The organism is Micromonospora sp. L32 (assembly GCF_052068055.1).
GTDB lineage: Bacteria > Actinomycetota > Actinomycetes > Mycobacteriales > Micromonosporaceae > Micromonospora > Micromonospora purpureochromogenes.
The window spans coordinates 88,596-102,382 of record NZ_JBQHDD010000010.1 but is presented as its reverse complement, the minus strand read 5'-3'; the positions used below and the strand labels follow the sequence as shown (position 1 = coordinate 102,382).

The following is a 13,787-nucleotide window of genomic DNA, read 5'->3' as shown; positions in this document are numbered from 1 at the left end:
GCTACCGGGTCGGTTCCTCATCCTTGCCGGCTTCCCGGCTCGTCGCCCGTCGGGCTGTCGGTTGGTCGGCGTAACCTTCGGAAGGTTGCCTGGGCAGGGATTGTCGTGTGCTTGTCGGGAACGCTTTCGCTGCAGCAGCCGACGCGGATCGCCCGGTGAGCCGGGGCAGGGGTTTCTGGGAGCCAATTCGTGGCCGAGAGGAAGCCTCCAACCGGCTGGCTTCCCCTGGCGAACGCGGCGGTGTGGTGATCCTGGATCTTGACGTACGCCAAGCCATGGGTACGTCAGGGCTGTGGATGATCCAGTCGGTCTCGCGGAAGTGGGAGGAGAGGGTTCGGCCGAGCACAGTGGCATCAAACGGCCCGCTGGACTCGAAGATCCCCAGGGACAGCGGTCTGCCCAGCGTCTCTTCCCACCTACGCGCCCAGGCGGCCAGCGCTGGGAGGGTGCCGATCGCGGCCTGTTTGTCTATATATCCGTGGCCGTTCATGAAATCGCCCAGGTAGCGGTGGGAGTGATGGGTCCGCCAGTACGTTCGAGCAGCCCGAACTATGGCAGTGCTGTTGATGTCTAGATCGAAGTCGCTGGGCGCTCGTTCGAGGCCGAGGCGCCACATGGCGTCGTACGGACGGCGCAGGGGACGATCGAGGCTCTCGCCGAACCAGTCTCGGAGACGCTGCGCCGCCATCGGCCTGGCAGTCAAGTCCTCCTCACGTGGCATCGTTTTGTGGCCTCCGGAGAAAAAGCCAGCGCCGGTTCCTTTCAGGCGGATGTCGACCTGAGACGGGTCAATGCCGTCGCGCTCGAGCGCCTTCAGCATCTCCGTGCCGAACCGCTGGTAGAGCTCCGGGGTCATGCCCATGGGCGCCTCACCAGTGAGCATCCACTTCACCTGGACCGGGTTGATGCCCAGGAAGTCGAGGTCACGCCTTGTGATGGCGTAACCGGAGTCATCCCGCGGCCACCAGCTTGGCAGCTCCTCCTCGCCGTCGAGGATCCGAATGATCTGGCTGTCGATGGGGTCCGCAGGGTCCAGCTGGGCCGTAATGGTGAGGGGACGCCAATGATCAGGAGCGTCCGACACCGGCTCCTTCTCTGCGTCACTCGGAGGGGTCTCCGCAGCACCTTCCAGGGAAGGGGCGCCGAGGGCGACGCTGCTCGCTGTGGTTTGCTCTGCCGCTGCTGCCGGGGTGTTGCCGGTGAAGACGCCGTCTAGCGTGACGAGGCTGTCGCCCGGCAGGGTGACCAGCTCCTTCTGTGCGAAGTAGCCTATGCCCGTCATGGGGATGGACAGGACGTCCTGCGCCGGCTTGCGATCAACCAAAATCACTGCACGGCCGCCACGCTTCTCCAGCCAGTCGGCGACGATCTGACGGTCTGCGGCCCAGCTCGCTAGCGGCCGCTGACGTGCCTCGAAGGTGTCTCCGACGTTGAGTCCAGCCCAGTCTGGCTGCGCTGATCCCTCTTCCCAGGTCAGCGCCCGGTAGGCGATGACCTCGGTGATGCCGCGGCTGGCAAGGGTCTCCTGCGTCATCTCGTACTGGCTGCGTAGGAAGTCCCGCAGCGCGTCGCGGTTGTAGTCGAGTTCCAGGGCGACAGCGTCGCGCGTCTTGGGATCCATCCGCCACTCCAGAACACCCGCCAGCCCGAACTCCTCTTTGGCGGCTTCCTGCAGGGCCAGCACCCGCACGTTGTTGTTGGAGCCGTACGACCAGGAACTCATCAGCTCGCTGACCGCGATCCAGCGGACGAGGGTTTCGGCGCGCGGATCGTCCATGCGCACCACCTTGCTCGGGGCGTGCCGAGGGTCCGCCGGGTTGAGCTCGTCGAAAAGGAGGACATCAGCTCCCATCGACGGGTACTGCTCGTTGTGCGGCACGAGCACGTAGCGGCCGTCTCCTAACCGGTGTCCCATGTCGGTACCGACGACCAGGCCGAACGCCGCAAGAACGAGTTCGGGCGTGGACGACCGCATCCGGTCGGCGAGGGCCTGGATGGCGATGGTCTTGGCCTGAGGCGTGTCGGTGATACGGCCGTTGTCGGTCAGCAGCGCCTCGGCGATCTGCTGATGCCGGGTCCGTTCCTGCGAGTCGGGTGGCGGTGCCAGAGGGTAGTGCCGCTCAGGCATCGGGTCGGGAAGTGTGACCTTGCCGCCAGGTGGCCGGGGCAGCAGGGGAGCTGTGCCGACGGCGTGCTCGGAGACCTGACCGAATCGCTCCATGACAGCGTCGTGCAAGTCGGGCCGACCGAGCTGCTCGAAGAGGGGGCGTAGGCCGTCGAGCTGCCGTCCCATGATCTCGATATCTGCAGGAGGGATCGGGTTGTCCACCCAGGAGAACACGTGCGGCTCAACCTGGCGGTAGAAGACGCGGACAAAGGGGTTGTCAGCGTCGGGGAAAGCGCCGTGCGAGGTGGCTGCCTTGGTTGCCGTGATGAGGCTTTGCTGTTCTCCGACGAGAACCTGGTCGACGGTGAGGCCATGAGTAGCGGTCAACGCGTAGTAGAGGCCGAGGAACACGCCGTCGCGGGTGGCCGGCATCCCTCCATCTGCCAGGTCAGTGAGGCTTCCGTAACGGGCGGACGCCGGCTGGCCGGGCATGTGATCGGTGTAGAGCTCCTGAGGCCCCAGCGGGTACGAAAGCGGAACTCGGGCGCCTACCGCTCGGCCGACGTACGCGTCGAGCACCTTGAGCCTGGCGTCCTCGGTCCGTAGGTACTCCTCATACAGAGCGAAGGTGCCGTCGCTGAAGGTGACCAGCTCTCTGCGTGAGATGCCCTCACCACTGTCAAGCGCTTCTCGCGCGAGCACCTGGGCGCCAGTCGCCGGATGCGTCGGCAGCGGAAGTTCCCCGTCGGGCCGTGCGGCAGGGGCGGCCGGCGGCGTAGGCGACTCGACGGCCAGCACCGCGTCGAGCGCCGTCCGGACCTTCGGCCAGCTCCCCGAAAAGCCAGAATGAAGATTCAGGTCCTGGACTTCCGAGAGCGGCACCCAGGCCAGTGCCACCGACTCGCCCTCGACCCCCTGCACCGGCTCGGGTCGGTCGAGCGAGACGATGACGGTGTCATACGACCAGCCGCCGTGGTCGTCTCGGACCACACGCTCGATACGGGCATGGGTGGGATCGAAGTCACTCTCCTCCGTTGCCTCGCGGAGTGCGGCCTCGGCCGCCGACTCGTGGCTGTCCCGTGCGCCGCCAAGAAGCGCCCAGGTTCCTCCTTGGTCGGTGCTCGCGCCTCGATAGTGCATCAGGACGTGCACCTCGCCGTCCGCGGCACGGTAGACGGGCAGCAACCCGGCGGCGCCGAATCGGCCCCAATGCGCGTGCCCCTGTGCGCAGTTGACCCAACTGTCGCCGGCCATCGCGGGAAGGACGAGTTCTCGCCTGGCCGCCTCATTGATCGGCTGCTCGCTCACCTGGCCCCCGTCCAGAGGTGAAACCGCGTCTCGTTCTAGCGCTGCTGGATTTACTTGGCTGTGCCGCGTTCGGCGTCTTCGAGGAAGGACTCAGCTTCCTGCTGAAGATCCGCGGGAGCAGCGCACCATGCAGGGCTGCGCATCACCTCGCGTAGCTTGACTGCCTTCACTTCCTTGGGAGCGTTCTTGCGCAGGCCGACGTGCGGCCATAGTTGATCAAGTTCGGTGTATGGGAGGTCCCAGGAGTGACCGATGGTCGGCTCTGCGGAGCCGGCCGGCTGCCGAGGCGTGACGTGTACTTCGTCGGCGGTGACGGCAGGAGTGATTTCGATGAGGGTGAGGCCGAGTCGTTCGACGACGCCCCGGAGCAGTGCCCGGTGGCCTTCGACCGTATCGGTGGAGGGTGGCTCTCCCTCAAAAAACAGGGTGAACACCCAGCCGGACTCGCCAGTGCGCGCGAGGTCCAGGACGAGACGTGTGCCAGTGGTATCGGTGAAGGAGCGGTGAGCGATGCTCTTCGCCGCTGCGGGTCCGTCGCTGCGAGGAGCGTTTTCAAGCTGGAGTGTGCCGACCAGTCGTTGTAGTTGGTCAGATGCCAGCTCTCCCTGAGAGAGCACTCGGAGCGCGGGCCAAAGCATGAGAGCGTCCTTCTCTCGGTCTTGACGATTACGCCGTGATGGAGGGGGTGCGGCCTGGTGGAAGGTAGATCGGGTTGCTCCAGGCGCGCCGGCCGTGGCTGTCCTCGACCGTGACTCGGCACCACCTGCGCTTGAACATCGCGAGCGGCAGGGAGCACTCGGTCAGTGCCTCGCCTTGGACAACCTTTGCGCCCGGATCCCCGCCGGTGATCAGCACTTTGCGCACGGGTGAGCAGCGCACCGTGATGAGGTCGTCATCGAGCTTTATGTCGTGCAGTTCGGGCCCGGTGCTGGAGTAGTAGTGGCCGGCTTTGAGGGCGGCGAGAAGTGCCTGCGGGTCGAGGGATTCGGCGCGCACTTGAACCCAGGCCGCGCAGCCTGGAGGGTCGTGGGGCTGAAAGTGGGCATCATCGGCAGCGTAAGCGCTCAGCCGGTGTCCTCGGTTGATCAGAACGTCGGCCAGGTGCCAGCTGTCGCCCCGGTCCTCACGTGCTGAGAGCGCGTTGTAGACCTCGACCGCGTGGGCCGCATCGAGGCTCTCGGCATCGGCGGTCGTAAGTAGCGACGCTGCGGGATGGGCCATGCCAATGAACGCGCCAGCGCCTCTGGCTCGGCGGGCTAGCTGCGGCGCGCTCTCGTCGGGCTCGGGTGGAGGGAAGCCGAGTGGCAGCCCCACCGCCAGGATGTGCCACTCCGAGGAAAATTCCGTGCGTGGAGGGTGCAGTTCGGCACCCAGCAGGGTGGTGAACCTGGACGTGCGCAACTGCCGGGTGTCCGTCAGCGGGAAGTTGTACTTGGCTCGGAAGTGGTCGGTGATGGCCAGGAAGTCGTAGCCCGCTTCTCGGTAGCGGCGCGCGATCTCCTCGGGAGGTAGGGCTCCGTCTGAGCGGTCGGAGTGGGTGTGAAGATTGCCCCGCCAGAAGCGACCGGGCTCATTGAAGGGGAAAGTCACGTGCATCGCCCGTCGGTCACGTGTCCTCGTTTCAGGTGGCTGCTGCGGGTGTCATCGCGTGCTGTGGTTGGCCTCATGCCGGCGGACACTGTCAGGTGCGCCTGCGTAGCCGCAGTGCCTGCACCGCATCCAGGGGCAGTCGGTGGCGTCGACGGCGGCGTCAGTCACGGATCTTTGAGGACCGAAGCCATGGCGGTGGAGAAGCTGGGGCACAGAGCTGTCGTACTCAAGCGCCATCAGCGCGGCTTCCGCGATCTTGTCGTGACCGCGGATGAAGAAGGAGCCGACGGCAGTGTCCCTACCGCATCCACACCAGCAACTCCCAGTGGGGAGCAACCGAGGGAGAGGCTGACCCGACTCGCCAGACATACCTTCAAGATATCCCATCAAGATTGACAATCAAGGTTTGACCGATGGTCAAGAGGCCGGAGAGGCGACGTTCGTTAGAGGCTGTCGGCATCAAGGAACTGCGCGAGCACTTCCGGTGGTGCCTGCTCCACGGGTAGAGGCCGCGGTTCGGTGTGCTTTTCCGGGCTGCACCGGCTGAACGGTCCGTACTCGGCGCCGAGTGCGGCGAGGTGCGGGTCCAGGTGGTCGCGCCACCAGATACTCATGCCAGTTTGGGGGTCGCTGAGCCGTAGCGTTTCCCAGGCCCGCCACAGCGCGTACAGGCGGGAGATCGCCTCCGGGTGTGCCCACCAACGCGGACACCAATTCACCCCGGAGGTAGGCCCGGAGGCGAGGCGCCGCTCAACGACGTGGGCGAGGTACTCCTGGATGAACGCTTCGACGTTGCGATAGGCCGGCTCCGGCTCTGCCGGGTCCTCGGCCGGCGGCTGGACTGAGGTCGGGGCTTGGTCGCCGACGAGCTGCCCGAGCAGAGCGTTGAGGTCCGCGACTGGGTCGCTGACTGGCCCGGGCCCGGTGGCTGGTGTGGTCATGGTGTTGGCTCCGGCGGGGCGTCGGGGGACAGGGTCCAGTCAGTGCGGCTGTCGGGGTCCCAGCGGGCTATCGAGGCGCGGATCGCGGCGGCGTGCGGGCCGTCCTGCCAGGGGGCGGTGCGGGCGAGGGCCGGTGGGGCGCCGGAGGCGTAGACGACCATCCGGCCGCGGGGAAGGGCGTGCAGATCGGAGACGTCGAGGATGCGCTGCCGGCGGGTGGCGTGCGAAACCGACCGCTGGCCCCACCCGGATCCGCTGCTGCTGGTCGAGCGGGTCGTGACGTCGTGCTCGCCGATCAGCTTCGAGAGTTCCTCCAGCCAGTCGGGGTCGGCGACGCCGCCGCCGTAGGTGCGCACGTTCGCCGCGGACCAGAGTTTGCGCATGCCCTCGCGGCCCCACACGTCGACGCCCTGTGGGTAGGACTGCAGGATCGTGATGATCGGCAGCCCGTGGGAGCCGTAGTAGGAGTAGAGGCTGGGAAGCTGGCGCAGCCGGCAGATGTTGGCGGCCTCGTCGAGGATGCTCAGTAGCGGCGGGTCCAGGCGCCGCCCGGTCGAGGCCCTAGCGCGTAGCTCGCCGGCGCGCAGAACCGCGTCGGTGAGCGCGGCGACCAGCGGGGCAGGAGATCCGGGTCCGCCCTGGGAGAGCAGGTACAGCACGTCGGTGGAGGCCACGAATGCGGCCGGGTCGAATTCGAGTACGCCGCCGCGGGTGGGTGGGGTGACCCAGGCGGTGACGGCGGGCTCGGTGAGGCACATGAGCATCTTCTGGGCGCCGGCGTAGATGCCGCCTCGGGTCTTGTCGGGCATGTTGACCACCCCGGCGACCGCGTCGGCGGGCAGGTCGTAGCCGTGCTCGCGCAGCAGCATCGCCGGCTCGTCGTCGCGGGGGCTGACCGCCCACCGGTACGCGGCGAGGATGTCCCGACCAGAGACGGCGGCCGCCAACAGGAGGTTCGCGACCAGTTCCTCGGAGCTGGGGTCGAAGAAGGCGTCGCGGCTGACCCCGGGTTCACGTTCGGCGGCGGCGAAGTGCTCGGCGAGGCGTCGGGCGTCGGTGACCGTGGCCACGGCGCGCAGCGGGTTCCACCACATGCCCTGTTCGGCGCCGAGGATGTGTTGGGGGTCGAATGCCCACACCGTGCCGCAGGCGGCGCGGACCTCGCGGGTGGCGTCGACGATGTCGCCCTTGACGCTGGTGACCAGCGTCGGCCCGGGGGCGGCGACGACGGCGGGGATGGCCCGGCTGGTGGTCTTGCCGGTGCGCGGGCCCCAGATGTCGATGGCCATGTCCTCCCAGGACTGGCGCAGCGGCATCCCGCCAGCGACGGTGTAGGCGATCAGCACGCCGAGCTGGTCCGGCTCGGGGCGGTTGACGTCGGCGAGGCTGGGCCGTAGCCGCCGGCCGCTGTCCGCGACGCCCTTGGGTCCGAGGTGCGCGAGGTCCTTGCGGGTGGCCATCCGCCGGGCAGCCGGGTCGACGCGGGTGCGCCGCCGGCGGGCCCACCGCCAGGCCGCCACCGCCGCGGTGATCAACAGCGCCAGGACGGCGACCTCGCTGGCGGCGACGAGCGTGCAGGCGGTGGTCCAGGTGATCTCACCGTGCAGCACCGCGACCGCGACCCGGATCGGGCCGCCCCCGGTGTATCCGGGCGGCCTGGTGAGCACGACCGGCAGCCACGCCGCGCTGGCCAGGGCCAGGGCCAGGGCGGCGATGCCGCCGACGATCAGGCCGACGTCGTCGTGGCCGCCCCGGGGCCCGGCGGGGCGGCTCACGTCATCGTCCAGCGGAAGTCGGTGTTGCCGAGGCGCTTCTCCGTCTCGGTGGGTTCCAGGTGCACCGGGATGCCCGGCCGGGAACCGACCTTGATCAGGAAGTTCCCGCGGCCAACAGTCTCGCTGCCCTCGGCGGCCGTCCACGACGGCGGCGCCGACCAGGACAGCACCTCCCGTCGCTCGGCCTGCGACAGCGGCCGGACCCGGGAGACGGCGTCCAGTTCCTGCTCCGAGCAGGGACCGATCATCAGCACCGCGGACCGCTCGGCGAAGCCGCGAGCCTTGGCCCGGTCGTGGGCGGTGGGCAGCGCTTCCAGGTCAGCGAGGCTGTGGGTGATGAAGGCCGTGCCGGTGCCCTTCTGCCGGTTGAGACGGGTCAGGCCGTCGGCGCGGTCGACCAGGCCGTGCCCGACGCGCAGCGCCCGCCACAGCTCATCGAGCACGGTGAAGAACGTGCGGGCCGGGGCGAGGTTGAGGTCGGCCATCAGGTGTGCGGCCTCCACTTGGGCGAAGCCGTAGGACCAGGTCGAAAGTAGGGTCGCGGCGGTGCGTAGCTCGTCGGTGTCGTCGATGCTGGAGATGTCCACGCACACCGCTGGGGTGTCGAGGCGGATCGCGGTGGTGGTCTGGCCCTCGAAGGTGTCGCCGAGCGGGCCGTGCAGCAGCGCCAGCAGGGTGCGGTGCAGCCCTGCGGTGTCCTCCCGGAACCGAGGGAGGTCCTCCTCTTCCTGCCAGAGGGTGACGGCGCGGACCTCCGCAGGGGCGTCGCGGATGACACGCAGGACGTCGGAGAGCACCGGCTGTGTGTCGGTTTCCCGCTCGGCGAGGTAGCGCAGCGCGGCGGACAGCACGGTGGTCTCATCGGAGCTGACGGGCCCGCGTCGGATGAGGGTGGCCAGGGCGACCAGCATGTTCAGCCGCCGGTCGGTGACCGCGGCGCGCACCACGGCGCCGGTGCGCTCGTCGACCCGGTCGAGGACCTGCCGCCACGGGCCGGCGTCGAGGGGGTTGATACGGTCCAGACCGGGCCCGACCCGCAGCACCTGCCCGCCCAGGGCACGGACCAGCTCGGCGTAGTCGGGCTTGAGGTCGCCGAGGATCAGCGGGGTGACGCCCTGGGCGGTCAGCCCGAGGACCATCCGCCGCACCGCCGTGGACTTGCCCATGCCGGGCTCGCCCTCGATCCACACCGACGGGTTGTTGATCAGTCGGGCGCGGGTGTACCAGGAGATCGGGTCGAAGCAGACCGCGCTGCCGGTGTAGAGGTGCCGGCCGACCGGCACGCCGATCATCGGCGTCGACGCGCCGGTGCCGAACGGGAACAGGCCGCACACCTGCACGGTGGTGCCCCTGTACTCCGTCGGCGGCTCGATGTACGACCACCGGCCGCCGCCGGGTGCGGCGTGGCCGAGGCGGCCGGGCCGACGGCCGGCTGGTCGACGCGGCGGGGGTGAGATGTTCTCGCGGGGGCTGATCGTCATGCCGGCGTCCTAGAAGGGGATGGTGGCGTGGGTGGGCAGGACCACGCCGGCGGGCAGGCCGGCGGCGAACCCGGCGGCCTGGCAGCCGTACATCGGCCGCAGCACCAGGCGGGCCTCCCCGGCGCGGGCCCGGATGATGCCGCCGGCCTCGTCGAGCTGCCTCTCGTCGGCGACGGTCGCGGTGACCAACACGCTGAACCGGGTGACCCCGGCGCCGGTGGCTTCCTCCTCCGCGGCCTGCTCGGCGGCGGCCAGGTCGGTCAGGTCCCGGGCGCTGGGCCGGTGCTTCTTTCCGGCCAGGAACCGCGCGTCGCGCTTGTCGGCCTCGACCAGCCGGGCCGCCTCGCCCGGCGAGTACGGCCGGTAGATCATCGTGACCCGCTTGCGTAGCAACTGCGGGTCCGGGTCGGTCAGCCGGGCGAACAGCCGCGAGTACACCACCCCGCGGGGCGCCTCGACCATGCACCAGGTGCGCGACACCCCGGAGTCGTGCCGGTAGGCATCCCAGCTCTCCCGGGTGGCGACCGGTCCGGCCTGCGTCCAGTCGGGGGTGAGCTGCGGCTCTCGGGCGAGGTCCAGGGCGGCGCCCGGGTCGTAGGCGGCGCGCACCACCCCGGCGAGGCCGCGGGCGGACATCGGCACGATCCCGGCACCGGTGGCACCGGTGAGGCCGGCGTGCAGGTGCGGCAGCCGGGCGGCGACCTCTCGGCAGACGTCCTCGTGCGACATGGACCGCCCAGTTGGGGCGGTGTAGGTCAGCGACACGCGGGTGTCCACGGTCGCCGACCCGGCCGGGTACGACTGTACGACGTCGTCCAGGACCTGCAGGGCCAGCGCCGGCGCGTTAGGCCGGCTGGTGGCCGCGACCTCGGCGGCCAGTCGGGTGCCCGGGTCCGGCGTGGTCTCGACAGTGACCTGGGCCTGCACGAGCTGCGGCTCCCGGGACAGCGCCGCCAGCCAGGACGCCAGGTGCCCGACGCGGGCGTCGATGACGGCCTGGTCGACCAGGTCCATGCCCTCGGGTGCGCAGCGCAGGGTGACGGTGTAGTGCCGGCTCTGCGGCACCACGACCACGGCCACTACGCCGGAGCGGCCGGTTTCCACTTCGTACACCTCGGAGCGGGCGAGCACCCCGGGCAGTTGGTGGGCGGCGGTGACCCGGGAGGCGACCCCGGAGACGTAGACGTGGTGGCGGCGGGAGCGGGCCAGCCACCACGCTACCCGGGCGGTGATGACCTGGAATCCGGTGCGCCCGTTGATCCTGATCGCCAGGGGCGCGAGGACCAGGACACCGGTGACGGCGGTGATCAGCGCGGCCAGCACGGAGACCGGCAGCATCGCGGCGGCGAGCACCATGACCAGGAACGCTGCGATGGTGCCAGCCGGGCCGAGCCCGAACAAGCCGGCCCCGCGGCCGAGCCGCCAGTTGCCGTAGGTGCGCTGCTGCTCGCTGGCCCGTTCCTGCACTCCGGTGCTCACGATCCCTCACCGTCGGTCGCTCCGGACGCCGTCCCGCCGACCTTGCGCACGGCCGCCGGGCCGGCCTTCGCCGCCGCGACGCCCGCGGCGGCGGCGACACCGACCGGCCCCGCGGCGGCGGCACCCGCACCGGCCGCACCGGCGCCGGCCCCTGCTCCCGCGCCCGCCCCTGCCGCGCCCGCCCCTGCCGCGCCCGCCCCTGCTGTCCCGGTACCAGCTGCGCTGCCGGAGCCGGTCGCGCCGGCGGTGCTGCCGCCGGAGGGACGGGGCGCGGGCGCTGACGGTGCCGCGCCTCCGGGGCGGCCCGGGCCGCCGCTGGCCCCCGCGCCGCTGGATCCACCGCCGTTGGCGCCGCTGAGCCGCACCGCGCCGGAGGCAAGCTGCCCGGCACCGGACGCGGCGGCGACCGCGACGCCACTGGACCCGCCGCTGGACAGTACCGACACCGCCGGGGCGATGAGCCGCATCAGGGCGGGCAGCGCCACGATCGCCATGCAGAACATCACCAGACCGGTCAGCACGTCGGTCAGGGTCTGGCCTTGACCGAGCCAGAACACCGCGGCGTAGATCGTGGCCGCGGCCGGCTTGTAGAGCACCAGGGCGAGCAGCCACGTGAGGTACCGGTCACGCACCGACCGGCCGGCGCCGGAAATACCGGCCGACGCGGCCAAGGGCAGCAGCCCGGCCAGCAGCACCAGTCCCGCGTTGCGGGCTAGCAGCAGCAGCAACTGCACCATGGTGGACAGGAACAGCATGATCGAGATGCCGATGACCATGAGCGAGGACAGGCCGTTGGTGGCGGCTGCCGGGGCGAGCAGCAGGAGCCGTTTACCGAGATCGCCGTTGGCGGAGGCGTCGAGAATCCACCCGGAGTAGGCGTCACCGATGGCGATGAGCAGCTGGATGGCCGGCACGCCGGCGCCGGCGAGCACGACCATCGTCACCAGTCCCTTGGCGAACGAGCCCGCCTCCCGACCGTTGCGTTCCAGCGCCATCCGGATGGCGGCGAACAACACCGCGCCGACCGCGATAGCGGTGACCGCCCAGTTGGTGTAGGCGCGCAGGCTGCCAACCACGCCAGACTCTTGCGACACCTCGGGGGTGGGAATCGACAGCCACCCCGCAACGAGGGTCTTGAGCATCTCGGCGGCGGCCTGCGACGCCTGCTCGGCCAGCTCGTCAAGGAACCGGCTGGCCGTGTTGTCGATGACCTTGCCCGGGATGCAAAGCGGGTCGACGACGGGCACGCACACTAGCGGGCACCCCACTCGACGATGCCGGTCAGCTCGGAGGTCTGCCGGTTGATCGATGTCCACGCGCCGCCGGGCGGAGCGACCATGCGCCAGTCTCCGTCGCGCCAGCGCAGCGTCAGCGACAGCACGTGGTAGCGGGGCGTGCCCGCCGACGGCGCCCGCAACGCCAATCCGATGACCGCCGTTTCTGGGGTGTAGGACTGGTAGCTGAAGCCGGCGATCTGGCTCAGCTCGCCGGGCTGCGCCGGGGCGTCCCCGACCTCGCGCAGCGTCGCCAGGAGCCGGTCTCGGTCGGCGCCGGGCTCGAACTGCTGCTCGATCGTCGGCTCCCACGACTGCCGGCCGGCGGAGTACCCGGCTCGCGTGCTCAGCTGCGCCGCGGCGATCAGCGCGCCCTCGGGGGTGTGCGCGTAGCCGGCGGCCTTCCCCCCTGCGACGCGGGTCGGGCCGGCTGACGCGCTGACCGGCACGGCGGTCTGGCCGACCAGATCCCACCGCACCCCGGCCGGTGCAGCGGTCGGCACGGCGGTGGGCAGGGTGTGCGGCGTAGTGGTCTCGGTCGGTGCGGAGCTCGGCGACGGTGCACTGGTGGTGCCACTGCCGGTGCCGTCGTCGCTGTCGCGCGACGACACCGCGACGAGCACTCCGGCGATGACGACGATCAGCACCAGCGCCGCGGAGGCGATGAAGACGGGCCGTGTCCACGGCGGACGGTCGGCGAAGTCCTGAGGGGCAGACGAGCGCGGCATCGGCGTTCCTCCTAGATCAGCGCGGAGACCACTGCGGACGCGCTTCCGATGAGCATGCAGGCGGCGAACACCCAGCCGAGTTGGGAGATGTTGGTGTCGTCGCCGCGGCGGTGGGCCAGGGCCATCTTCGCCGCGGTGTAGAGCACCCCGCCGACGCACGCGGCGGTGGCGAGATAGGCCACCCACTTCAGGATGGTGAGGATCTTGTCGCCCACGCCGGGGGGTGCCTCGCCGCCGCCCGGGTCGGGCACGGGCGCCGCGGCCAGCGCGGTCTGGAGCTGGTCGAGGTGGTCGATCAGGGTCATCGTTTCCCTTCCCGGGGTGTGTGTAGCTTCTGCCATATCGCGGTGCGCAGCGCCTCGATGTCGGGGGGAGCGCCGACGTCGCGTGGGTCGTCGGCGGCGAGCAGCGCGTCGACCCAGCCGACGCGCCAGATCTCCGGTGCCCATCCGCCTAGCAGTTGCAGTCGTTCGGTGGCGATGCGCGGCGGCCGGCGGGGCGAGGCGGCGACGGCGACTACCCCGAGGACCTTCATTAGGCCGGACATCCCAGAGCGGCGACGCCACTGCTCGATCGCGCCGGTCGCCGCCCAGGTGCCGGAGGCGGACGCCCGGCAGACCAGGACCAGGTTGGTTGCCGGCATCGCTGGCGTCACCGTGGGCCACCCTCTGCTGCCGAAGTCCAGTCCGAAGCCGACCAGGCGGGCCAGGGTGCTCACCCCGGCGCCGCCGTGGCACCCGACCCACCACACCGGCGGCCAGGCGTCGAGATTCTGCGGAATCAGCGCGAAGGGCATCTCGGGAGCGGGACCGGGACGTGTGCGCGAGGGCGCGATAGCCGCTGCCTTCACCGGCGGCCCCACCAGCGCGCGCAGATGGTTCCCGCCATCCGATGCCTCCCCCGTGTTTCAAGGTCACCGACAAGTACCAGACAGTAGCACTGTGTTTGCAAATGGATCTATGGTGTTTGCTCTGCCGCGATAGGACGCGAAAGGCACCACGGGGGAGGCGTCGATTGGCACGCAGAACACGCTCATCCGCCCACATTGATCGGGTCAGTCGGCCGGTTCTTGTCGTCTACGGCGTCGTCCTCGCCGGGCTGTTG

11 protein-coding genes are annotated in these 13,787 nt (G+C 70.1%); all 11 read right to left on the bottom strand.

The window, feature by feature from the left end; genetic code table 11:
- Position 1 precedes the first annotated feature (1 nt).
- The 11 genes from ACTMTB_RS24955 to ACTMTB_RS24905 all read right to left on the bottom strand — a co-directional run bounded on the left by ACTMTB_RS24955 (position 2) and on the right by ACTMTB_RS24905 (position 13,479).
- A complete protein-coding gene (locus ACTMTB_RS24955; protein WP_441148651.1) occupies positions 2-3,415 on the bottom strand; it encodes an NUDIX domain-containing protein in 3,414 nt (1,137 codons plus the stop codon).
- Positions 3,416-3,465: 50 nt separating this feature from the next.
- Positions 3,466-4,053, bottom strand: a complete 588-nt coding sequence (locus tag ACTMTB_RS24950; protein WP_441148650.1) for a hypothetical protein — start codon at positions 4,051-4,053, stop codon at positions 3,466-3,468.
- A gap of 28 nt (positions 4,054-4,081) precedes the next feature.
- On the bottom strand, positions 4,082-5,011 hold the full coding sequence (locus tag ACTMTB_RS24945) for a CehA/McbA family metallohydrolase (protein WP_441148649.1): 930 nt from the start codon (positions 5,009-5,011) through the stop codon (positions 4,082-4,084).
- Between the two features lie 437 nt (positions 5,012-5,448).
- Positions 5,449-5,946: a DUF4913 domain-containing protein gene (locus ACTMTB_RS24940; RefSeq protein ID WP_441148648.1), complete on the bottom strand. Its 498-nt coding sequence runs from the start codon at positions 5,944-5,946 to the stop codon at positions 5,449-5,451.
- Positions 5,943-7,721 carry a type IV secretory system conjugative DNA transfer family protein gene (locus ACTMTB_RS24935; protein WP_441148647.1) on the bottom strand — a complete coding sequence of 593 codons (1,779 nt, stop codon included), beginning with the start codon at positions 7,719-7,721 and terminating at the stop codon, positions 5,943-5,945. Before ACTMTB_RS24935 ends, ACTMTB_RS24940 begins: the two co-directional genes overlap by 4 nt.
- Positions 7,718-9,202, bottom strand: coding sequence for an ATP/GTP-binding protein (locus ACTMTB_RS24930; protein WP_441148646.1), 1,485 nt, complete (start codon positions 9,200-9,202; stop codon positions 7,718-7,720). The genes ACTMTB_RS24935 and ACTMTB_RS24930 overlap by 4 nt, the downstream gene beginning before the upstream one ends.
- 9 nt (positions 9,203-9,211) lie before the next feature.
- The gene (locus ACTMTB_RS24925) at positions 9,212-10,681 is read right to left on the bottom strand and encodes an SCO6880 family protein (RefSeq protein ID WP_441148645.1); all 1,470 of its coding nucleotides are present in this window, start codon (positions 10,679-10,681) and stop codon (positions 9,212-9,214) included.
- A complete protein-coding gene (locus tag ACTMTB_RS24920) occupies positions 10,678-11,928 on the bottom strand; it encodes a hypothetical protein (RefSeq protein ID WP_441148644.1) in 1,251 nt (416 codons plus the stop codon). Before ACTMTB_RS24920 ends, ACTMTB_RS24925 begins: the two co-directional genes overlap by 4 nt.
- Positions 11,929-11,933: 5 nt before the next feature.
- Positions 11,934-12,683, bottom strand: a complete 750-nt coding sequence (locus ACTMTB_RS24915) for a hypothetical protein (RefSeq protein ID WP_441148643.1) — start codon at positions 12,681-12,683, stop codon at positions 11,934-11,936.
- An 11-nt stretch (positions 12,684-12,694) separates the two neighbouring features.
- The gene (locus ACTMTB_RS24910) at positions 12,695-12,988 is read right to left on the bottom strand and encodes a hypothetical protein (RefSeq protein WP_441148642.1); all 294 of its coding nucleotides are present in this window, start codon (positions 12,986-12,988) and stop codon (positions 12,695-12,697) included.
- Positions 12,985-13,479 carry a hypothetical protein gene (locus ACTMTB_RS24905; RefSeq protein WP_441148641.1) on the bottom strand — a complete coding sequence of 165 codons (495 nt, stop codon included), beginning with the start codon at positions 13,477-13,479 and terminating at the stop codon, positions 12,985-12,987. Before ACTMTB_RS24905 ends, ACTMTB_RS24910 begins: the two co-directional genes overlap by 4 nt.
- Positions 13,480-13,787: the final 308 nt, after the last annotated feature.

Excerpts from the sequence above, each read along its gene's own strand:
- ACTMTB_RS24950 (WP_441148650.1), bottom strand. The coding sequence starts at position 4,053 with ATGCTTTGGCCCGCGCTCCGAGTGCTCTCTCAGGGAGAGCTGGCATCT.
- ACTMTB_RS24945 (WP_441148649.1), bottom strand. The coding sequence starts at position 5,011 with ATGCACGTGACTTTCCCCTTCAATGAGCCCGGTCGCTTCTGGCGGGGC.
- ACTMTB_RS24940 (WP_441148648.1), bottom strand. The coding sequence starts at position 5,946 with ATGACCACACCAGCCACCGGGCCCGGGCCAGTCAGCGACCCAGTCGCG.
- ACTMTB_RS24930 (WP_441148646.1), bottom strand. The coding sequence starts at position 9,202 with ATGACGATCAGCCCCCGCGAGAACATCTCACCCCCGCCGCGTCGACCA.
- ACTMTB_RS24915 (WP_441148643.1), bottom strand. The coding sequence starts at position 12,683 with ATGCCGCGCTCGTCTGCCCCTCAGGACTTCGCCGACCGTCCGCCGTGG.
- ACTMTB_RS24910 (WP_441148642.1), bottom strand. The coding sequence starts at position 12,988 with ATGACCCTGATCGACCACCTCGACCAGCTCCAGACCGCGCTGGCCGCG.
- ACTMTB_RS24905 (WP_441148641.1), bottom strand. The coding sequence starts at position 13,479 with ATGCCCTTCGCGCTGATTCCGCAGAATCTCGACGCCTGGCCGCCGGTG.